The 24,227-nt window shown below is 37.3% G+C and carries 14 protein-coding genes and 3 pseudogenes; 16 read left to right on the forward strand and 1 reads right to left on the reverse strand.

Features of this window, described 5'->3' with window-relative positions:
- Window positions 1–231 precede the first annotated feature (231 nt).
- The 14 genes and pseudogenes from AACS92_RS12285 to AACS92_RS12340 all read left to right on the forward strand — a co-directional run bounded on the left by AACS92_RS12285 (window position 232) and on the right by AACS92_RS12340 (window position 21,653).
- Window positions 232–1,917: a ShlB/FhaC/HecB family hemolysin secretion/activation protein gene (locus AACS92_RS12285; RefSeq protein ID WP_099108640.1), complete on the forward strand. Its 1,686-nt coding sequence runs from the start codon at window positions 232–234 to the stop codon at window positions 1,915–1,917.
- 55 nt (window positions 1,918–1,972) lie between these two features.
- Window positions 1,973–8,911, forward strand: a pseudogene (locus tag AACS92_RS12290) (two-partner secretion domain-containing protein); the annotation flags it as partial.
- A 57-nt stretch (window positions 8,912–8,968) separates the two neighbouring features.
- Window positions 8,969–10,432, forward strand: a pseudogene (locus AACS92_RS21915) (DUF637 domain-containing protein); the annotation flags it as partial.
- Between the two features lie 624 nt (window positions 10,433–11,056).
- Window positions 11,057–11,449, forward strand: a pseudogene (locus tag AACS92_RS21920) (endonuclease toxin domain-containing protein); the annotation flags it as partial.
- Window positions 11,446–11,958 (forward strand): contact-dependent growth inhibition system immunity protein, encoded by a 513-nt coding sequence (locus AACS92_RS12295; RefSeq protein ID WP_099108642.1) that lies wholly within the window; start codon window positions 11,446–11,448, stop codon window positions 11,956–11,958. The pseudogene AACS92_RS21920 and the gene AACS92_RS12295, both read left to right, overlap by 4 nt.
- A gap of 410 nt (window positions 11,959–12,368) precedes the next feature.
- Window positions 12,369–12,854, forward strand: a complete 486-nt coding sequence (locus AACS92_RS12300) for a hypothetical protein (protein ID WP_099108643.1) — start codon at window positions 12,369–12,371, stop codon at window positions 12,852–12,854.
- 539 nt (window positions 12,855–13,393) lie between these two features.
- A complete protein-coding gene (locus AACS92_RS12305; RefSeq protein WP_099108644.1) occupies window positions 13,394–13,708 on the forward strand; it encodes a hypothetical protein in 315 nt (104 codons plus the stop codon).
- A gap of 21 nt (window positions 13,709–13,729) precedes the next feature.
- Entirely contained in the window at window positions 13,730–14,377 is a 648-nt protein-coding gene (locus AACS92_RS12310; RefSeq protein WP_099108645.1) for a PIN domain-containing protein, read from the forward strand.
- A 225-nt stretch (window positions 14,378–14,602) separates the two neighbouring features.
- A complete protein-coding gene (locus AACS92_RS12315) occupies window positions 14,603–14,893 on the forward strand; it encodes a hypothetical protein (RefSeq protein WP_099108646.1) in 291 nt (96 codons plus the stop codon).
- 144 nt (window positions 14,894–15,037) lie between these two features.
- A complete protein-coding gene (locus AACS92_RS12320) occupies window positions 15,038–15,448 on the forward strand; it encodes a hypothetical protein (RefSeq protein ID WP_153044739.1) in 411 nt (136 codons plus the stop codon).
- Between the two features lie 131 nt (window positions 15,449–15,579).
- Entirely contained in the window at window positions 15,580–16,614 is a 1,035-nt protein-coding gene (locus AACS92_RS12325; protein WP_099108648.1) for a hypothetical protein, read from the forward strand.
- Between the two features lie 398 nt (window positions 16,615–17,012).
- Entirely contained in the window at window positions 17,013–17,783 is a 771-nt protein-coding gene (locus AACS92_RS12330) for a hypothetical protein (RefSeq protein WP_099108649.1), read from the forward strand.
- 1,108 nt (window positions 17,784–18,891) lie between these two features.
- Complete coding sequence (lsrK, locus tag AACS92_RS12335; RefSeq protein ID WP_193756855.1) at window positions 18,892–20,484, forward strand: autoinducer-2 kinase; 1,593 nt, start codon at window positions 18,892–18,894, stop codon at window positions 20,482–20,484.
- An 887-nt stretch (window positions 20,485–21,371) separates the two neighbouring features.
- Window positions 21,372–21,653, forward strand: coding sequence for a hypothetical protein (locus tag AACS92_RS12340; RefSeq protein ID WP_099108651.1), 282 nt, complete (start codon window positions 21,372–21,374; stop codon window positions 21,651–21,653).
- Between the two features lie 388 nt (window positions 21,654–22,041).
- Here the strand turns inward: AACS92_RS12340 and AACS92_RS12345 are convergent, their stop codons facing one another.
- Window positions 22,042–22,572, reverse strand: coding sequence for a hypothetical protein (locus AACS92_RS12345; protein ID WP_153044740.1), 531 nt, complete (start codon window positions 22,570–22,572; stop codon window positions 22,042–22,044).
- Between the two features lie 342 nt (window positions 22,573–22,914).
- Between AACS92_RS12345 and AACS92_RS21925 the strand changes: the two genes are divergently transcribed.
- Both AACS92_RS21925 and AACS92_RS12350 read left to right on the forward strand, forming a co-directional pair.
- A complete protein-coding gene (locus tag AACS92_RS21925; RefSeq protein WP_099108653.1) occupies window positions 22,915–23,016 on the forward strand; it encodes an IS1 family transposase in 102 nt (33 codons plus the stop codon).
- Between the two features lie 219 nt (window positions 23,017–23,235).
- Window positions 23,236–24,147, forward strand: coding sequence for a hypothetical protein (locus tag AACS92_RS12350; protein WP_099108654.1), 912 nt, complete (start codon window positions 23,236–23,238; stop codon window positions 24,145–24,147).
- Window positions 24,148–24,227 lie beyond the last annotated feature (80 nt).

The following is a 24,227-nucleotide window of genomic DNA, read 5'->3' on the forward strand; positions in this document are numbered from 1 at the left end:
ATTTTTCATAAGATATAAGTAAATTATTAAACCAATTCTCTGTTTAAATAATCTTGCAACGATCACCATTTTAATTGAAAAACAATTTTTGATACAAATAAACCGTGATGTTGACGACATATGAAAATAGTTCACAGATGACTTAAGAATATTTTTATCACGTTATATTGACCCTCTTGTTATTCTGCATTATTCTCGATTAAATTTTGATCAACAAAATTTGATATAACAATGAAAAATAAAAAAGTGATTGATATAGTTACATACCTTTCTTTAATGTTTTCAGGTGGAGCATTTGCATTAAACTCGACTCCTGAAAATATTAGCCCATTAGATCAAGAGATTATAAATCAAAAGCAAAAAACAATATTGGAAGAAGCTCAAAGAAAAGAAAATATGGGGGAAAAGATTATTATCCCTCAAGCTACTAGAAACAAAGAAATGTCTGATGGTGAATCTACCTGTCAGTTAATTAATCATATTGATATTGAGGGTGCAGAAAACATACCTTTTAAAAAACAGGCATCTTTAATTCAGCCTTATCTCTCAAAATGCTTAACCATTAACGACCTGAATGCTTTAACTAAAGACATCACCAATTATTATCTTAAAAAAGGATATATTACTTCTGCGGCATTAATTAAACCACAGAGTGTGATTCAGGGCGATCTCACTATCAGTGTTGTGGAAGGAAAAATTAACAGTATTACGATTGATGACGAACATTTATTAGCCCTGAAATTAGCCTTTCCCAATATGACAGGAAAAATACTTAACCTGCGGGATATCGAACAGGGTTTCGATCAGATAAATCGCTTATCTTCATATCAGGTGAATATTGATATTCAACCAACACAAAAAGTGGGCTATTTTGATGTGGTGTTAAAACGGATATCATCCCAAAATCCACTCCGTGCCAGTTTATCACTGGATAATAATGGTCAGAAAAACTATGGCACAAATCAACTGAGCACGACGGTAGATATCGATAACCCCTTACGCTTAGCCGACCTATGGACTTTTTCAGTTAACAGGAACAGTGATTTCCGCAATGGACATAAAACGTGGTATGTCACATCCGGGGTCAGTATACCTTATGGTTATTGGTTGTTCGGTTATCAGTATTCATGGAATAAATCCTTTCAGGACATGTTAATAGACAATGCTAAATTTCGTTATGAGGGAAAAGGGCAATCACATAATCTCAAAGCTGTCAGGACATTATACCGGGATGGAAAACAAAAACTGGCTTTAAATATGAACTTTACCCGACGGAATACTGAAAATGGGATCGGTGATGTGAAGTTTTCCATTAACAGCCCGACATTAAGTACGATGAACATAGGACTGAATTACAGTTCAACACTGTTTGGGGGCTATTTCACTTTTAATCCCACCATAACAAAAGGTTTAAAAATATTAGGAGCAACGGAAGATAATTCCTTCCCGGACACCCCAAAAAGTCGTTTTCACAAAGTGAGTATGAGTGCTAATTATTTCAAACCTCTCAAGTCTGACATTTATTATTTAACGTCTGTGTATGGTCAGTACAGCCCGGACCATCTTTATGCCAGTGAAAAAATTTCATTAGGCGGGCAATATTCTGTCAGAGGATTTAAAGAGCAGAATATTATTGGGAATAAGGGCGGATACTGGCGAAATGAGATTAACTGGAAAATAAAAAGACTCCCTGTATTGGGTGAGATTTCTGTAACAGGATCACTGGATACGGGCTGGATAAAAAATGAAAAAAACCGCGCTTCAGAAGGAGGCAATATCACCGGAACATCACTTGGCATTTTTTTAAATAGCGGTAACAGTCACCATTCATTCGTTGTCGGAAAACCATTAAATCATCCTAAACACCTCAAACCGGATAATTGGGTGATTTATTGGTCCACTTCACTCAATTTTTAAATGAACGTTGCTTTATCTTAAAAATTGAGATTATAAGATGAAGGAAAATAAAAACATGAATGTATCTCATAATCCGGGCCTTTTTATAAGATTGACATCCTATTCATTGATTTATTTAGTCGGAATATATCCAGTCAGTACTTCTTTTGCCAATGCCTTAGTACCTGATAACAACCAAACTCAAGTGCACTCATCCAATGGCGTACCGGTGATTAATATTGCCACGCCAAACGGAGCTGGCGTGTCCCATAATACCTACCATGATTTTAATATCGGTGAGAAAGGTGCCGTATTAAACAATGCGACAGCTGCGGCACAGTCCCAGTTGGCCGGGCAATTGCAAAAAAACAGTAATTTCACCGACAAGGCGGCAAACCTCATTGTCAATGAAGTGACCGGAAATAACGCATCCCATTTACAGGGCATGTTGGAAGTGGCAGGCAATAAGGCTAGTGTGATAGTAGCCAACCCAAATGGCATAACGTGTGCTGATTGTGGGTTTATTAATATGGCCGATGCCACGCTGACGACCGGTAAACCGGTATTTGATACCCAAGGGGCATTAGATGCGTTACAGGTGACGACAGATAAAATATTAAAAATAGAAAATTTAAAAGGGAAAGGGGCCGATGCGCTTAAGCTCGTCAGTAGGGGATCGAGCGAGATGAATAACCTTGAAGCCAATGATCTTTCAATTATTTTGGGTGCGAATAAAATTTCGTATAAAGATGGTTCTATCGTTGCCATACCGGGCATGGATATCCCTGATAGGAACATCAGGGAGGCGTTCAATATCGGCGGCAACGTTTACCAAGGCATGTATGCTAACCGAATTCGTATCGTTTCAACTGAAATACCGGGATTACAATTAGAAAATTTAGAAAGTACGACAGATGATATTTCGATAGATTCAATCGGAAAAATTGCTCTTATAAAGAGTATTAAAGCCAAAAGAGATTTAAATGTGAAATCATCTTGGATTAGGACGCAGCATATGTTTGGAGGAAGTTATCCAAATCTTACCAATTTAGAGGCAGGCAGGGATATTAACTTAAACGGAGATGTACAAAACCATGCTAAAACAATCATAGCGAATAGAAACATAAATATTACAGGTTCCTTTAGGGGGGTTGTTTATGGTAAACATGACGTTAATCCATTAATGCAAGCAGGTGATAATATTACTATACAAAAAAACCCACAAGGAGATAAAGTTAACTTCGTATCTAATAGAGGAATAAATATAAAAACCCTAAAAGGGGATGTCACCATTAACGCTGAAAAGTTTTCTAATAGCAGTAATCTTGACAATCCTTACCCTTTTAATATTAAAATAGATATGTATGGAAATATAGAGTCTGGTAAAAGCATTTACATTAACAGTGATGAAATAGTAAATAACTTTGCCAGAATAAAGGCAATGAATGATTTAATCTTGACGGGTGACACATTAGATTTCATTTGGAGTGTACCTGAACCATTTTTAACTGAAGCAAAATCTGATGTCAATTTAATACGCCCCGCTTTGATCGCCGGAAATAATCTGGTTGCTAATCTTAATGATCGAATTAACATCAACATCGATAAGGATTTAAAATTAACACCGAAGGTCAGTGAAGATCCCATCGTAAGTGGTAATACTGTTTTACTATCTGCTGGTGATATTAGCCTTTCCAATAAAATAATTGCCAATAAAGATCTTGTCGTCACGGCAAAGCATAATATTAATTTGATGGATGAAGATTTAAAGTCACAACAAGGAAATGTCTTAATAAAAAAAGAGCATGACACACTTATTGTGTCAGACAGCGCTAAAACGAAAATAAAAACCATTAATAACATCCCTGTTGTTAATATCGCTACTCCTAATTCATCGGGAATTTCTCATAACACATATAAGAATTTTTATGTCAGCAGTGAAGGAGCCGTATTAAATAATGCATTAAACGATACTCATTCCCAGTTAGTTGGGAAATTAGAGAAAAACCCCAATCTCAGTGATCGGTCTTCACGTTTAATTATTAATGAAGTAACAAGTGGAAACGAGTCTAAACTCACGGGACAGTTGGAAATTGCAGGAGGGAAAGCCAGTGTTATGATTGCGAATCCCAATGGGATTACGTGTGATGGATGTGGATTTATTAATGCCGACCAAGCGGTTATTACTACCGGAAAACCAATTTTTGATGAAAAAGGTGCACTGGAATCTTTAAGTGTTACCACGGGTATTGTTAATGTTTTGTTGAAAGGATTGAGCGGTCGGGAAACGAATACTCTTGATATTATAAGTCGTTCATTATCATCAGGTGGAAACATAACAGCCAATAATATTTCTTTAATACAAGGTAATAATAAAATAAGTTATAAAGATAGTTCTATTACGATGCAAGAGCCTTCCTTTTCACACAATGACAATAACAATGATAGGAAGATTAATGTTTACAATGGTGGTATACAGGCCAATAAAATACGAGTACTCTCGACAGGAAAAGGTAAAGTAGCATTAAAAGATTTAGAAAGTACTAAAGAAGATATTGCAATAAATGTAAATGACTCTATATATCTTGACGGTGAAATTAAATCCAATGGAGATATTAATATAACCTCTGATATAGGCATTCAAAACGGAGGTAATATTTACAGTGTGAATGGTGATGTGAATTTATCTGCAAAAGAAGAAAAAATATGGAACTCTGGTGGTAAAATAAAGTCTGAAGGAAATATGCGAATATTTACTTCTGAGCTTAATAATACTGGTATCATTCAAGCAAAAAATAACATGTGGATTCAGAAAAACGATAAAGGAGATAAAACAAATGAATTTATTAATACAGGAAATAAAATAAAAACGCTTCTGGGTGATTTGATCATCCGCACGAAAAAATTGACTAATGGATATATATTGACATCAAACTCAACTGAATTATCGCACGGTAATATTGAATCTGGTAGTAATTTATATATTGACAGTGATAAGTTGATCAATCAAAAATCTCATATAAAAGCGAATAACAATGCGATTCTGTCTGGACAAAAATTAGAACATCATCAACAACTCATAGTGGAAAATGGTTGGCACCTTCCCCATAAAGAAAAGGTAGGTTCTATCACGGCAGGAAATACATTAGAAGCGGATTTTATAAACACCATCAATATTAAGACTGGAAAACCAGAAAACAATACATCCGGGATTAGTGCAGAGAAAATAATATTAAAATCCAATAAAATAAATATATCTGATTTTAATGGAATTAAGGCAAAAAAAGAATCGACATTTATTGAAAATGGCATTGTTAAGTTACCAAAGGATTTAGTTAACGAAGATGATGATAATGCACCTATTTTGCCTGATAACACTCAAACGAAAGTGAAAGTAATTAATAATATTCCTGTCATTAATATTTCCCCACCAACTCCATTAGGTATTTCCCATAACACGTATAAAAACTTCAATATTAATAGTGAAGGTGTTGTATTAAATAACGCATTAATGGATACAAACTCCCTGTTAGTTGGGAGGCTCGAAAAAAATCCTAATTTTAGTAACCAATCTTCACGACTGATTATTAATGAAGTAACAAGCAGAAATCGTTCCCATCTGATGGGGCAACTGGAAGTTGCCGGAGATAAAGCGAGTATCCTTATTGCTAACCCAAATGGAATTACATGTGATGGATGTGGATTTATTAATACAGAGCAAGGGATTATTGCTACGGGCAAACCAACTTTTGACGAAAAAGGTGCTTTGGAATCTTTAAAGGTTAATGTAGGTGATATTGATATATTGTCAGGCGGTTTAAACGGCAAAGAAGTCAGCACTCTTGATATTATCAGCGCATCATTATTACTTAACGGAATGATTATAGCTAAGGATATTTCGTTGATACAAGGTTCCAATGATATCAATTACAAAAATGGCACTATAGAAAAAACAAAATCCCCCTATAATGTGTTTTTCGGACGTATACTCAGTGATAAGGCAGGGGGAATACATGCAGATAAAATCAGCATACTTTCCAATGGAAGCCATGATATTACTCTAGGGAGCTTAGAAGCGACTAAAGGAGGTATTGAAATAAAATCAAGTGATTCGATAAAAATAAATAACAACATTAAATCAAACGGTAATGTTAATGTAGTAGCCAATGGTTCTATTTCTATTGGTGATAACACAACCATTCACAGTGTTAATGGTGATGTCAATTTATTTAGCACAATGCTTGGAATGGTTGAAACATATATCGATGGAAAAAAATTGTTCAAAGAGGGTGGGATACATAATAAGGGAAGTATAAAATCAGAAGGCGACGTTCGATTATTTTCACAGGATTTCATTAACGCCGAAAAAGGAACAGTTCAAGCCAAAAATAACATGTGGATTCAGAAAAATATCAAAGATGATGAGAGTGATAAAATAAAAAATGAAGGGGGGGAGATTAAAACATTATTAGGTAATTTAATTATTCGTGCTAAAAGCCTACATAATATGATTGTTTTAGATAAAATTAATGAAAAACTCACGACCAGAGAAAACCTCAACATCAGCAGTGAAGAAATTAAAACTACCGCCAAAAGCAATATTCAGGCAGGAAAAGATATAACATTGGCGGCTGATACACTCAGTAATAGCGGTAAAATTAGCGCAGAAAAAGATATGAATTTGTTCGTTGTTAATCGTTTGGATAATCTGAACAATGCACTCATTCAGGCAGGGAAATCTGTGACGTTAGCGACTGATATACTCAATAATATCGGTAACATTAGCGCAGAAGAGGATATGCATCTGTTCGTTAATCGTTTGTATAATCATAACAATGCACTCATTCAGGCAAACAATAACTTATGGCTGCAAAAAGACGCTCAGGGAAATGTGGCTGAGTACCTTGAAAACCTATCAGCCACCTTGAAAACCCATCATGGTGATATATTTATTCGCACTAAAGTATTAAATAATAACGAAAACGCCATTCTTAGCTCAGGTGTACATGCTTATATTAATGCAACTGACTTAAATAATATTAATGGTAAACTCACGGCCAGAGAAAATCTCAACATCAGCAGTGAAGAAATTAAAATTTCCCCCAAAAGTAATATTCAGGCAGGAGAAGATATGACGTTGGCGGCTGATAAACTCTTTAATCGAGGTAACATTAGCGCAGAAAAGGATATGCGTTTGTTCGTTAATCGGTTATATAATCAGCCCAATGCACTCATTCAGGCAAACAATAACTTATGGCTGCAAAAAGACGCTCAGGGAAATGCGACCGAGTACATTGATAACCATTCAGCTGATTTGAAAACCCATCATGGTGATATGTTTATTCGCACTAAGGTGTTAGATAATAAGCAAAACGCCATTCTTAGCTCAGGTGCACATGCTTATATTAATGCAACTGACTTAAATCATTTTATTGCGAAAATCACTTCGGGAAAAAATCTTATTTTGACAGGGGAAAATTATGAGAGTACCGGCGGAATGCATTCTGCCGGGTTGAATATTCTCGCTGATTTCGGGAAGCACTTCAATTTAGTGGATCATGTCAATTTAAATATGCGATCTGGAAATGCATCAATATCGGCACAGAATATTTTATTAAAATCTCCAAAGATCTTGATCAAGCATTATGATTCCAATCAAAAAGGTGAGCGTCTCCTCTTAAATGCAGAAAAGGATTTTTCAGCCATTTCGGATGAAGAACTTATAATAAAGCGCGGTGAGTTATCAGTAAAAGGCAATGTCATGCTGGCAGGAAAAAAGACCTTACACCTTGAGGAAACAACCATTTCAGGTGAAAATGTTGATTTGACCACAAACCAGTTTTTTAGTGGGTCGAGCAATAATATCCAAGCAAGAAATCATTTGGGAGCAATAGCACTCAATGGAATTGACATAGACTCAAAAACAGTACTAAAAGGGAAGGATATAACACTTTTTTCACCGAATAGTTTTATTTCAATATCTAACAATCAATCGATTATTGCAGATAACAATTTACAACTTAGAGCAAAAGATGAAATAAATTCTCCTAATGGAGAATTAAAGGGAAATAACATTGAACTTTTTTCCAAAGAAAACTTAATTTCTTTTCATGGTGCCAATATCTTTGCTAAAAACAATCTAAAAATGTTTGCAAATAAAGGGATGGTTGCCCGTACGCTTCAAGCTAATAATATTAGCTTAAATACAGATAGTTTCATTAATATTATCAGGGCAGATGCAACAAAAAATTTATCTGTAACCGCAGATGAATTGTATACCGGCAGTCAATGGAAGGGAGAAAATGTTGAGTTTTATTTTCCAAAAAATGATTTTGTTTTACGGCCTTCTAGCATACCCATTTCGGCCAAAAACCTGACTATTTCTGCGGGAAATAATCTCACGGTACCAGAAAAATTACCTAATGATTATCATAATATTACGTTAATCGCGGGCAGATCTATTTATGCTGAACCTAGCAAATACTCTGTTTTCCTTGCTTATGGTGAACCACTTTTGGTGACCTCTGGCAATATTAAGCTATTGGCAGGACAGGATATTTTTGCAAGCAATCTAAATCTTAATGCGGGTCAAGAAATCACATTGAGCGCTGGCCGCGATATTGTCATGGATGCCTATGTGGACAACGAATTTAATATCCTCAGAGACGAAGAAGGCGCTTATATTAGAGCCGGCGCTGCAAAATTTATTGCCGGTGACCATCTGCAACTCAGTGCAGGAGGAGATATCCTTGCCAGAAGTGCCTCACTCACATCGAAAGCAGGAAATATATTAATTAATACCGGCCGTAATTTGGAGTTAACAGCTTTTGGTTATGGCGATAAGAATGGAGATCGAGACAGTATACATCATTTACACCTGCCCAGCCGACTCAATGCTGCCCAGAACCTGACATTAGTTGCCAATGGTGATTTATCAACATCTGGCGTAAATCTGACTTCGGGTCGTGATATGACAATTACCACTGGTGGAAATATTCGTTTTGAATCAACACAAGAGTTTTATAAAGCGGGAAAAGTGGAGAATGTGACACAACATCCCAGCCAGCTAAAAAGTGGCGGTACGCTAACAATGAATTCTCAGGGTAGTATTTTATTCCAAGCTACCTCATTAATCGCCAAAGGCGTGATGGATATTGCAGCAAAAGGGGGATTCCTTTATGCACAAGCCATGAATGAATCTTACCGATGGGAAGAAACAAAGAAAGAATGTAAACGGGTGTTAGGCATTAAATCCTGCCGGATTTTTGGCTCTAAAACAGAAACCCGGAGAAAAGAGAGTTCTACCCATAAACCCACGGAATTTATCGCTGGAGGTGAGATTAATCTGATGGCGAAAGATGATGTGACATTGGAAGCCAGCCGGATTGAAACCAACAAAAACGCCAAAATTACTAGTCAGACAGGGCGTGTGAACTTTAAAGCCATGCCCAATACCTTTTTTGAACAAACCCTCTCAACGTCAAAAGGTTTTTTTATTACTCATCGTGATAAAGGTAACGATGAAAAAATCTGGGTTATTCCCTCGGTACGGGTCGGCGGCACCCTGACGATAGATGCCGCAAAAGGCATCAGTGCGGATGCCAAAATAAAAGAAGGGCAGACACTGGAAAACGTGTTGGTCACGCTGGGCAGCACACCCGGAACGGAATGGCTGAAGGATTTGAATCAGCGTCAAGATGTCCAATGGAATCTGGTGAAAGATGCCTACAGTCACTGGGACAAGACAAGTGAGCAGTTAAATCCTGTGGCTGGCGCAGTCATTGCCATCGCGGTGGCCGCAGTGACCGCAGGCTCAGGTCTGGCTGCGTGGGCAGGAAATGCCGCCGCAGGCGCAACAGGGGCCACCGGAGCCACGGCCAGTGCAGTGTATGGGGCCGCTTATGGCGGTATGATAGGCTTGACAAGTCAGGCAGCAGTGGCGCTGGTCGAAAATAAAGGTAACCTGAGTAATACACTGAAAGCGCTGGCAAAAAGTGATTCGGTGAAATCACTGGTGACCAGAATGGCAGTAGGGGGTGCTTTGGGAGGCTTAGACCATGTGATGGGATGGGGTAAAGTCGTGGAAGAGACGGGATTTGTGGACCCCGTAGAAGTCCAGCTTCCCTTACTGAATCATGGCTGGGGAGAAGCGGCTAGGCGTGTCGCCGCGCACTCTATCGTCAGTTCAACACTGGGCACCACGATTAATGGTGGCAGTTTTGCCGATAATCTGAGGGCTGAATTATTGAACAATCTAGGCAGCCAAGTCCACGCTTATGGTGCCGGGCTGATTGGTGATAATGGCCAAATTCTCACGCATACAGGTAAGGCCGTCAGTCATGCGGTGCTCAGTGGGCTGGTCGCCGAAATTACGGGCGGGGATGCGAAAGGGGCTGCCGCTGGCGCACTGGCGGCTGAACTGGCCGCCATTTCGCTGGGTGAAAACACCATCAAAGCGGAAGAATGGGGGCGAGCGGCCAATACGCAGGCCCAAATTGCCCGCGTTTTAGGCGGCGTTGCCGGTGCGGTATTTACCGGAGAAGCGGGCGGCGTCTATAGCGGGGCTACCGCAGCGGAGAATACTTTCCGCTATAATTATTTAGCCCATCACCAGAAGGCACTGCGGGATAAAGAACTGGCGGCAGAATCTGATGCGTTGAAGAAAGGCCTGATACACATCAAGTGGGGATTAACCAGTGCCAATCAGGATGGTGCCGCTCTGGCGGGATTTGTGGCCGGTGTTCCGGTTGAACTTTATGACACCGCAGTTGCCATTGTGGGGGCGGCAGTCAATTATCAAGAAACCCTTCAGGCGTTAAAACACCTGATTAGCAGCGACAGCATCCTGAATACGGTCTATCAGGCAGAAAAAGCCGATATTATTAAACGGCTGGATCTCATTGAACGCGATTATGAAAAAGCCGGTGTGGATGGTGCGTTTAATGCGGGGGTAGAAGCCGGAAAATTAACCACGAAAGTGATTGGTTATCTGGCCGTGGCGAAAGGCGGGGCCTCCGTGGTCGGCAATGTTGGCAGCAAATTTAAGGGACTGAAAAATACGCAGGGTATAGTGGATATCAGGAATGTTGTCCGTCTTGAGAAAGACGGCAGTAAGACCGCGATGTCATGGACTGAAGGAAATTACAGACAGGGTTACCCGTTTGAGGATTTTGTGGGGAAAGAGTTAAAACTGCCCGAAAGTGCACGCTTGCCTTATGGTTCTGAGACATTTGATTATTTTAACCGAGCAACAGGGCAGGCAATCAGTGTCAAAACGTTAAATACGACGACTGTTTCCAGATTACAAAATCCTTCGCAGATAAGCAACCAACTAAACGGCTATATCAATGAGGTGGCTAAATTTGAAAGAACAACTAAAGGAGCAGACGAATTGAGAATCACCAATAATATGATTCAGCAAAAAACCATTCATCTCGCTGTACCTGAGAAAACTACACCCACGCAATGGGCTGAAATCAACAAATCCATTAGTTATGCTGCCGATAATAACATTGATATCAAAGTAACAGTCGTAAGGGGAGATGTTCCATGATTGATAACTTCGGACAAGGTTTAAATGCATCTATTAGTTTTAATGGGGATTTTTATTATGTAAGAACATTGTCAGGTTATCGCTTATTGGTGGCAGACCACGAGGCAGACACTCTTTACTTGGCTAAAGATGCTTCTGATAAAGACTTAGGTTTTACTGTTCGACAGGCATTATCTAAAAGTCGATTGGTTGATCCTGAAGATGATGATTTTTTTCATCGTGATAGAATTGAAATTCGCTCTAAAAAATGGATTGCAGAGGTAATGGAAAAATGGGGATACAAGACTAAACGAGCACTGTTTAAGAAAATGAATAAGTGCTTTGTTAAACGGTTAGAGGATGAAATAACAATTACGCCAGAGGCTCATGAAAAACTTGATACGTGGGGAGCAAAAGGTATGTCTGCTGATTGTAATATCACCCTCCCGGATAATGTCACGGATGAAGAATTGGGTAAAGCAATAAAAGAAGCCTTTACCCGTTGCAAAAGCTTTGTCTATTTACCCTAAAATACATTGCGTTACTAAAGTGGTGCGATTTGCACCACTTTTCTGCTCAGTCCTATCAACGGGTCATTTGAGGGTTTGGAGAGTTGTCCCTTTGCAGTAATTTTTCTATGCCAACATTTTACACATATTATGAACAGACCCGTAGTTTGAAAGTAACCGCCCAATTAACCCCACATACCCCGCTAATTAATCTTATGTGACAAATTTCATCAACAATATTGGAAAAAATCCTGATAAAATTGTTCCCGTATATTTAGTGGACAAGATCCGGGAGGTAGTCGAGGGCCTATATTCTTCAGAATAAAAGGAAACTATGTCGTTGTTGTGAAGCCCGATGGTACTTTCGTTTCTATCCTTAAAGATGGTATAAACAATCCATCAGTACAAAATGCTTTAAAAGGAAATCCAAAATGATATCACTTTCAGATGCAGACAAAGAGCTACTAAAAAAGTGTATTGGAGAAAAGCTATTAAAAATAAATGGATTAATCCATTATTTTGACAAGGAACCAAGATTCGATAGTCCTCAAAAATTAGAGTTGTTTTTTTCCGGCTTGAAAAGGAGTATTATTTTTCGGTGCAGTAGTGATGGGGAATCTATTACTATTTCAGAAAATCCGATGGAAGAAATAGACCTTGGTGAATATGGTGAAGATAAAATAGTGGATTTATCTTTTCTTTCATCAATTAATGATTGTTACAATAATATTGTATCAGATGTGTTTTTAATTTATTCTGATTTAGAAAAAACTTATATCGGCGTTAAATTTAGTTTTATCGAAGACTCGAATTTAATTATTGCTAATGTCGGAGATGATTTATACATGTTTGAAACAGCTACATTACCTCATGAAAAAGAGGAATGTATTAGCCATATTAGCATGAAAAATAATTAATTTTTCTTTAAGTGAAAAGCCATCTGCATAGCAGATGGCTTTGACACGTAAACCTAAAGGTCAAGATTGCTCATTAAAGCCGAGCTGTTTTTCAGGTTAATCAGGCGTGGAACTCATCGAGGAGCAGGCATCTTTGCCTATAGAGACGTCGGAGAGATTTAAGCAAGCCCAAAATTCATCAGAAATGAGTGTTGCAAAAAGGAGAGGAACCATAGATTTAACCTTTAATATGAAAAAATAAAATTAACTCATCATAACTATTATGAACATTCATTTTCCATAAGCTCAAAAACAACTCCTTGAACCGATGCATGATACGTCCCCGGATATTAACAGTGTGCTTATAAGCGAGAAATTAAATATATTTTATGGGCAGTACCTGTAACCGATGACATTGTTAGTGGAGAAGATCGCTATGAATTTTATCATTTATTTTGCGAGAAAATCCGGACAATTGTCCTTAACGCGATTGTTATCTAGCTTCGGCCTCAGTTTTTACATGAGATAATGAATGAAACTAGATTAACGGAGTTGTATTTATGGGAAAGTTTCGTTTATGGCTAGAATTGCTTGTTTATCGTTTTACGGTAAGTAACAAAGAACTAAGTATGGTTCGTAATGACCGAAAATTAATGGGTAGTGTACGGCGTAAATTTAATGAAATCGAACGATGTATGCGCGTGTATGAGTCGGAGGGCGGGAACTGCTCAGAAGTCGGTGGTAGTGGTGTATCACTGATGTTCATGGGCTTCAAAATTTATGCTTTCCGTCCTTTAGACAAAAAGAATAAAGATAAAACGGATCACTCTGGGGGGAGTACCGTTGTTCAGTTTGATAAGTATCGCACGAAATAGTTGCCATCAATGGGGGGGATTATGAGCAACAACAGTCTGAGTCGGAGCCGTATCTATGTTATGGTTGACTATGAGAATGTTCAACCATCGATTAATAGTTTCACTAAACAACCTGAAACATACTTCATCATCTTTTTAGGACATCAGCAGGTTCGCGTGAATTTCAACCTTGCTTCAATCTTACAACCTCTGGGTTCACGCGCTGAATACGTAAAAATTAACGGAACAGGCGCAAACGCTTTGGATTTTCATATCGTGTTATTCGTCGGAAAAATTACTGAACGTGACCCTAGTGCGACCTTTGTCATTATATCGAATGATAAGGGGTACGATCCTGTTATTGACTACCTTAATCGCAATGGCACCAAAATTAAGCGTCAGTGCGTCTCTGAAAGATGCAAATCACACTCTTCACAATTTTCCGTCAAAAAGCGTATAAATAAACGTGAAAAACATATTAAACGTATCATCCGTGTGCTCAAAGTAATGCCAGAACACGCTCTTAAAGATCGCACCGCGCTAGAAAGGCTAGTTCGGACAACAAGCGCAGGTGAAAGTGTTATTAGCAATAAGGAAGTAAAACGAGTCATTCATCAACTGACCACCCTTGGGTTGGTCAATACACAGGGAAAACGGTTCATTTGTCACACCGGAAACACTAAAATTTAAAAAGTCGGCCTAAGAGGGGCTATGCAAAGTTATCCACGTAGATTGATAATGCTAGTGGTGGCCGTTGTGTTTGGTGGGGGGATATGGGGCAGGTAACAATACAGAGTAGGATATTTCATCGCTCAACCGGCGATATTCACTATCTACTTTGTATGTCTGCTGGCCCGATACCATTCTGGTAAGCCCCTAAGCAAAGAGATCCGTAATACCATCATCAATAGCCTGATGGGTATCGCTGCTACTGTGCTGCTGCTCTTTATCCTTTGGTCAATCCGTATCTACATCCCCTTAGCAAATGCAGCTGAGGGGCAATCGGTGATGAACAATCCATCAGTAGGGTTATCACCGCAACCTTTCCAACTAGAATATGTAAGTTTTATGGATATATTTCCGGTGATATTCAACATATTTAGTATCGAGATTTTTACTATTTTCATTATTATCCTGTTTGTTGGTGTAGTAATCGGTGCTTTTCTCTATAGTTTTGATGATTCTCTGGTCATTTGGTGCGCTTAAACATGAGTCAATTATCTTCCTGTCTGCGATCCCACTGGTCTTTTTATCAGTATTCTCCTATGTACTCGCTGAACAAATCTACATACCTGAAAAGTGTTTATTTAGATGTGGTAGTTTTCATGGCGACTTTTTGAGGAATAATAAATGAAAATAATTCGATTAACTGGAGTCTTAATGCTGTTATCCATATCTGCTATAACCCGTGCTGAGCCTCTTACGAAAGAAGATACGCATCCGGTTATCAAGGCCCATACCTCTGCAATCGTCGCAACTTATGCCTGCCGGACAACGTTAGAGGGAGGCAACGATCAATATCATCAGACCAGAAATACCGCAGAAGAAGCCTTCACGAAAGTCACTAACGACAGTGATAAGGCAAAAATGATGATTAAGGTGTTGGAATATCGTATTGAAAATGAAGATCCTGCCGCCCAACTGATGCGCCAGTTCGACGAGGTAAGTGCCAGTCCAGAACTACGCAAACAGTCCTGCGATCAAATGGTCAGTGGCAGCGTACAACGGGCAAACTATGCCAGTGAGCAATACAAGCTATAGTGTTAAAAACAGGGCCACTTCAGTAGTGGCTTTTTTCCCTACACTACCTTGGAAGGTCCGAAATTTTTTATGTGGTTTTTTCTTGATGTCAAGTAAAAAAACAAACTGTAATCGATTTGGATAAATTTGAAATGAAATATATTATTTGGGTTTATAAAAAAACACTTCCTATTATCTATTTGATTAGGCTGAAAGATTTTTTATTACTTATTGTTACTTTTGCTTTAGTAAACAATGGAGAAATACCAAAAAATGAATTAGGTAAGATGGTTTATGATTTGTTTCATTTTTCAGGTCAGATTGCTATTGTGTTAAGTATATTAAATATATTTTATAAGGGGGGGGTATCATTAATATTTAGTAAGGCAAATCCTATTTTTTATGGGATTTGTAATTATTATATATTTCTTTCTCTCATAGGTATAATGGCGGATAGTGCCATAGATAATTATAAAGAAACGTTATCTTATTTGGTTGCTATTTCTCTAAGTTATTATATTTATAAAGTTTGTGTTAAAGAACCAAATCACTTATCATCTATGGAATCACCATTTACCAAAATTCCAAAAATTGGAGATTTCTTTAGACCAAAAAAAATTACTGAGCAAGATAAAAAATATATTTCTGCACATGAGGCTGGTCACGCACTTATATATGCTTCACTTGATTTTTTGCCAGAAAATTTCCATATCATAATAAAACAACAGCAAGATAACACGCATTCACTAGGTTATGTTACTGGTATTGAAGATAATAACCTTATAATGGATAAAAACTTCAGTGAGTGGCGTATGCTTGTTTTATTGGCAGGAAAAAAAGGAGAGCTAGTTCATTTAAACAAAGAATCATTAGGAGGAGCAGATGATATGAACAAATGGATGTTTATTGCTAAAATTTATCTACAAAATCATAACAATGGTGTTTTTTATTGTAATCCTAGTACAAAATTGGAATTGGACAGCAATATATCTGCTTTAAATGAACTAAAAAGTCAATTAAATCTAATTTTAGATGATTTTTTCTCTTTGAATAAAGATGTGCATGAAGAGTTAACTTTTTACCTGTTAGATAATAATAAAATAAATAAAGATGAAATAATCCCATTTTTAAATCGTGTGGTATTCCCTGAAAAATTCCCCAAAATATCTAATTTATATAACCATTAGTTCATAGTTTGAGCCACCCGCATAGCGGGTGGTTTTTTACAATTATCCACAACCAGTTGCCCTCAAGAGGGTTTGTTACTTCCACTTGCTAAACCACTTATTAGTGGTCTAGCTATACTGTCTGTTTTTTACATGGGTTTATGGATAATTGCGACCTTTACAACTCGTATTCAATGCTCAATTATAAGAGGGTACGAGGATACTGATAGCAGGATACAGTAGTTAGGAATTTCAGTTCTGAGAAGGGTATATTCGATAAAAATATTAAGCTTAAAAATTCATTTCTGATTATGACAAAACTGTAATATTTTTACCCTAAAATTTGTCGTGTAAAAAAATTTTAATGAAATTACATATCCATTAACTTGAGGTTAATCTGACTCAGGAGGGATTTTTCAGTGGGATATACCGAAAGCGATATTGATGATAAAAATCTGAAAGTCGTCCTTGATACTGCCATAGGAATGTTGATGGCAGGGGAGGATCTATTCGTAAACAGGAATGACTACACTCCGCCTAAAATTAATGCTAGGGAAAGCAGTAATTTCTCCAGTGATGATGTTTTGCTTGAGCAGCCGGTTGATCTGAGCTGGATATCAAAGAAAGGGTTTAGAGTAGGTGTCATATTTTACGGTTCAGGTAGAATTATAAAGATGGTTGAGTCGTTCCCACTAGATACAAACACCTTCATAGCAAGATTTGATCTTGCCGGGATATACAAATCCATTACAAGCATTCAAGGTATTGTCGAGCCTGATAATATCCGGGCTGTTCTGAGCGCTAAAAATAGTTTTTCTTCATGGCTGTTCTGGCCCAACTTTCCTGCCAAATACGTCCAGCCATTTATACAGGAGACACAAGAACTGGTAGAAACCTATTATGGGCAGCAGATTCAACAAAGTGAGCCTACATGGGGTGAAACCATCATACCATCGAAATCAGAGACAATTGCGGTTAATGCCACATACAAAGGCTGTAAACGCAGCAAAAACACTGGAGATATTTTCTACAGGTTCAGTGTCACATATGATGGTAAAACAGAGCGATACCATTTGATTTACTATGATAACGAATTATATTTGTTCGATTACATATACGATTCAGTACCAGTTAATAACCCTATGTACAAAAACGTGCTTATAGCTTGCAAATCAAAAATACCACATTGATGGTAGCTGTGATTTGGTATAGTTATCGTCAATAATCACATGAGATAATGGGGATAAAAATGTTAGATGATCAGGTTGTATCAGCAATTGATATATTAATACAGTATAAAAACTACTTTATCGTTGGCATAGTCGTTTTCTATCTGATTTTGTTGCGAAACGTGTTCAATTCATTCATGACATATCGCTCAATGAATTTTCTAGAAGTTGCGCATAAAAATGCTCAGTATTATGACCAGTCTCCAGAACTAACCAGATCCGTAAAATTAAAAAGTTTGGTTAATCTGATACTGAATTTTGTAGTGTTTGCACTGTTATCTATATGCGGTTATTTTTTGTTCGAAAACTTGAGCCAATGAGAATAACAAGAAAAATAAAAATCTATGGTATTATGCGTCGAAAAGTAGATATTAACAGCATTCAGGTTGCTAAATATATGTAAATATACTCAATCCACAGTAATAGATTAGAGAAAAATACAATTAAATTTAGTTCTTTTATTTTGGTAATATTACGCAATTGCTTAGAGAAAACGATATTGTTATATGAAGGATAATGTAACTTAATATCGCAATAAAAATGAACAAATTTCGAACAATGTTGGCTATTGCTATTCTAAATACAGGAATACTACTTTGCGGTTAGATTACGTTAATACAGTAATAATACTAAAATATGTTGTCATTGGCCCATCTAACACGTTATTATTGACAAATAAACATAACATATCTTGGTTGACAATAAGTCAAAGTATCACCTGTTGCCCGGTTATCCGGGCTTTTTTATCATTTCGCCAATTCGTTCTGATAACAAACAATCCTTCTGTGAACTCTAAAAAAACTAAACTTATTAGCAATCTCTCTATGATTTTCTACTGTTGCATCTGAATTCGGTCTCTGATTTTTATTCTGGCTTCATAACTGATATGAATATTTATTTCAATATATTTTATTAGAACACCTAATTCATAGAATGTAATATTTGCACAATGTCGATCACATTATTGTGATAAAGTATTAAATATTAACAATATACCCCTATGTCATATCGTACCCATTGATCAACAATCCATTTGTTAACAAAATAACGATAGACAAGGAGTAGCATCATGAAGCAACGCACCCATGCTCACTCATCAGGGAAGTATCTGATGGCGCTTGATGCAGGAACAGGCAGTATTCGTGCAGTTATATTTGATCTGGCAGGTAATCAAATCTCTGTCGGGCAGGCAGAATGGGTTCACCAGTCTGTACCCAATGTCGCAGGTTCAATGGAATTTGATTTGCAAACAAACTGGCAAATGACCTGCCAATGTATCCGGCAGGCACTACAAAAGGCTGAACTACCCGCCAGCGCAATTCAAAGTATTGCTGCTTGTTCCATGCGAGAGGGGATAGTTCTTTACAATAGTAACGGTGATCCTATCTGGGCCTGTGCCAATGTGGATGCCCGCTCCAGTTATGAAGTCAATCAGCTGAAGGAACTGTATAATAATACATTTGAGTATGATGTTTATTGTTATTCCGGTCAGACATTAGCGTTGGGTGCAATGCCCCGCCTGTTATGGCTTGCTCACCACCGCCCCGACATCTATCGTCAGATCAGTACACTCACCATGATAAGTGATTGGCTAGCTTATATGTTGAGCGGTGAACTGTCTGTTGAACCGTCTAATGCAGGAACAACGGGTATGTTGGATTTAGCTAGTCGTGACTGGCACCCAAATCTACTGGAAATGGCCGGATTGCGTTCTGATATCCTCCCTCCTGTTAGAGAAACTGGCTCCTTACTTGGATATATAACGAATAAAGCAGCGGTAGAGTGTGGTTTGAATAGCGGTACACCGGTTATTATGGGCGGAGGTGATGTCCAACTTGGTTGTCTTGGTATTGGTGTTGTCAGACCTGCTCAAACCGCAGTCCTTGGCGGCACATTTTGGCAGCAGGTTGTTAACCTGCCAGAACCGATGACAGATCCCAACATGAATATCCGCATTAACCCTCACGTCATTCCCGGTATGGCACAGGCAGAATCCATCAGCTTCTTCACTGGCCTGACAATGCGTTGGTTCCGTGATGCTTTCTGCGCAGAAGAAAAATTGATGGCAGAGCGGCTAGGAATAGATACCTACAGTCTGCTGGAAGAAATGGCCGCACGAGTTCCTGCCGGGTCACATGGCGTTATGCCGATTTTTTCTGATGTTATGCGCTTTAAATCTTGGTATCACGCAGCACCTTCTTTCCTCAACCTGTCTATTGATCCAGAAAAGTGCAATAAAGCAACATTATTCAGGGCATTGGAAGAAAACGCAGCTATTGTCTCCGCCTGTAACCTTGATATGGTTGCGACATTTTCTGGTATTCAGCTAGACTCGCTGGTTTTTGCTGGCGGAGGTTCAAAGGGTAAACTATGGAGCCAGATTCTCTCTGATGTCACAGGATTACCAGTACGTGTTCCCGTTGTCAAAGAAGCTACAGCATTAGGCTGTGCTATTGCAGCTGGTGTCGGGGTTTCATTGTATGACACTCTGTCAGAAACGGGAGAGAAGCTAGTACGCTGGGAACGAGAATATCAGCCGAACTTAAATCACCAAGAGGTTTACCAGAAAACGAAAAAGAACTGGCAGGCTGTATATAATAGTCAATTGAATCTGGTAGATGATGGCCTGACAACTTCGTTGTGGAAAGCACCGGGGTTGTGAATTTTTTGCGTGACTTCTTATTGACTAAATACCTATGTGGGCACTTACCTGAATTGAGTCGGTGTCCATATGGCATTTAGACATACGTTATTGTCTTTCTATATCGTCCATAAAAAACCCACTCGGCTTTATGCATAATGTGAAACAAGAAAACCACATTAAAAGCATACTGTATATATACTTTATATATAAACGAACTTCACCAACAGGAAATGAGAAATTTTTTAATTGGTTAATGAGCTAGTTTCACTAAATTAAACAAAGATGCTTCATCAGGCACTAAGAGATTTTGCCAAACAACGATTCCGACCTTGATTATAGTCCAGTAATAGATATCCAAACCGAAACTATCCGTAAGCTTTTGACAGTAGTACACCTTGAGGAACATAGGTTCACTTTTATTGGGAGATGTCTGATGGTTTTTCGTTTCAATCTATTGCCAGTGTTGGAGATATTGTATAGTGCTGATATCCATATTAGGTGGACATTCCCGACAAAACACTTTTTCTGAACACATAAGACAGTGATAACGCTATTCTCGTAGTTTAGGCACAACATCGTGTATATCCCGGAGATTGCTGATATTAATGGTTGGGAAATGTCCATTCTTGCGTAGGCAACAAAATTTAATCTTGGTGCAGCAATCAACATACCTTTTGACTTTGACTGGTTCTATGTTGCATCAATTATATTCAAAAATTTCCCTATACCAAAATTTGGTGTTCTTCCTCCCATTCCTACAATGAGTATTTAGAGATATAAATATAAAATGATATAATAAAGAAAAGGCGTTTAAAAATTTGATTGGTGAATAAAAAACGATCATCATGAAAATTAAATAGGTTTTAAAGTCTATATACTTTTAATTTATTAATGGAGGTCAAAATATGTTTTTTGATAAAAATCAAAAAAAACTAACAGAAATAAAAAATATTGTCACCAATAATAATTGTGGGATATATAAACGCATTGATGAAAACAGAGAGCTATTAGAACTGATTTACAGAGAATACCCAAATTTAATAGAAAAAAATCCGTGGGTGATAAACTGGATAAAATCACAAGATGAATTTCTTTTAGCTATTGCAAATAACCTTGAAATTAACAATGAACTCAACATAAATACTGAATTTAAGTACCCTAGAAAATTTCCACAACCAGATCGCTAAAACCATCTTTTTCCTTCGACTGTTAGCTTAAGGTAGCCAAGAGGTTTATTGTCAACGAATAAGTAGAATCCGCCTTCTATGAAGGCGAATTTCACTTAGAATTCATCTACCATGTTAATATCAAGCTATATACAGTAATTGAAATTTAACTACCACTTACTGAAGTAAGTGGGTTAGCGCACTTTGGTGCCGACGACTGAAAGTCGTCGAACCACGCACCTCGTAAACGCGCATAGGTCAAAACATTAAAGTCAAAGTCATCGTCTAAAGACGGTGGTTTTAATCTGTCATATAGAAAAATAAATATATGTACATTACCACAATAATAAAGGTAATTATAACTACGTATTTATATTGAAAAAATTTGATTATTTATTTCAATGAGTTATTAACTAAACCACTCAGGATGATTAATTTCATCTTTAATTTTAATATTAGATGTGTATTCCAAAAAATCAGCAGCAGTAAGCATAAGATCATCAGGCCTACAAATGAATGGGCGAAGTCGTGCTACGTTATCTTTACGCTCATAGTAGATGTTTATTACCATATGCAGTCTTTCATCAAATGATGATTGAGAACGCCACTGAGCGAAACAACCTGAGTTTTTGATGTAGTGAACAAGAATAGGAGCAATTGTTTTGTTTTCCATAGCATTAAGATTTTTCTTCTTGCTTAGCTTTTTCATGATCTGAGTAATAAAGTTTACGCATTCATAAATGGGTATGTGTTTTTCTTGCTTTAGTTCATTAAAATCTTTTTGGGACACAGTGAAAAGCTGCATATGCTTATAGCGAAAATCACGGATGTAGATGAAATTAGAAGTGAAGGGTGTTGAGTGATTGAAATTACCTATTTTCCAGCCAAACGCTGATAAATTATGCTTACTGATTTCTTTGTCTATTTCTTTAGTCATCATAGTTCCTTGTATGTTTTGCCCTAAACCCTGCCATATTGCAGAATGGATTATTGTATTCATTGAAACATGACAACATTATACTCCGTGGGCAAGGGTGGCCGAAGCGTCTAAAATACGGTTTTCCGTTTTGAACGGAAACATCAGAACGTCAGCAGAAACTAGATATTTTTATTAAAAATAATTTCAATTAAATATAATTACAGATATAAAATAAAATCTTTCAATAGATAGCTGAATATCCGGTGTTCGATAAAAATCCCACGATGATTATGAATAACAAAAATGAGTCATGAAATAAATTTATTGAATTGTGTATAGTATTCTTATTTGAAGAATATTCAGATGGTAAATATTGATGTAACTTCCCTATCATATTGTACCATTAAAGATATCTATCGTAATGGACGATCTAAGTCCGGTCATCAACGTTATCTTTGTCAATAAAAGTAGTTCTCGGTTTAAATAATATTTATTTAGCCATATTTATACTTATCGCGCTTTAATGTTTTCAATATTATTGAATATCTATCTACGTCATAAAGAGATATTAAATTATTTGTTTTTCCAACTTAAATTTTAAGTTTATGGAATATATAGTGTTCATTATTCGAGTGAATCCTATAAAAATAGTTTATAGTTATTTTAAAAATTCAAGAGGAAATAATGATAAACCCATCTTTCACTCTCACATATGATGATATTAACAGCTTTAGAAAAACTGGTTTTTTGCATTTAAAGCAATTTTATTCTGATAATTTCATTGAATATATATACAAAACTATTGGTAACTTAATCAGCACACCTACTGATAAATATCAATCAGGATTCAATCGGTTAGCTTTCGATATGTACGATGGTGATCATCAACTTATTGAATTATTGAAAGACCCTCATTTTCACAATATCATGAAAAAACTTACTGGGCGTACAATGTTTTTTGCTCAGGCATTATCCTTTGAACTGCATAAGCTGAAAGATAAAGGTTTTCCATGGCATATAGGAACACAGAGTTTTGGATACCAAAAAGCCACTGACTATGGCTGTACTATTTGGTCTCCTCTAGTACCTATTGATCCTAATAATCAGCGTGGTGGAATGGCCTATGTGCCAAAGGATAAAATTAGCGGTGATTTCATGTATACGCATTATGATCCGTCAGTGTTCCAAGTGCTACAAGACAAGATTAATAATAATGAACTAGTGACGATAGATGATTTTGTTCACTGGCGCGATGGAGGGTTGAACGACTCGGCAATGAAAGCACTACTAGAACACTTTGCTGTTGAGGATGCATTTCAGCCTTGTGATGCACTGATTTTTGATAAATATGTTATTCATCGCAGTGTTATGTTGGAAGAAGGAGAACTGGATGCTCGCGCTGCCTTTGTAATGCGCTTCTTTGATTCTGAAAGTACCTATGATCACCGACGTGCCCAAGATTTGGAAATTCCACGTAAATACTTCGGATATTCTGGCCCTACACTTTTTCATTTAGCTGTTGCAGAAAAAGACGGAGAAAAACTCATCAACAGCTCGTTGTTTAACAATCAAGTTTATCGATTACTCTCTCAATAATCAGAAAATAATCAGAAAATAATCAGAAAATAATCAGAAAATAATCAGAAAATAATCAGAAAATAAAATAGTATTCTTGT

Origin of the sequence: Xenorhabdus sp. KJ12.1 (genome assembly GCF_963876495.1) — a bacterium.
Classification (GTDB): Bacteria; Pseudomonadota; Gammaproteobacteria; order Enterobacterales; family Enterobacteriaceae; genus Xenorhabdus; species Xenorhabdus stockiae.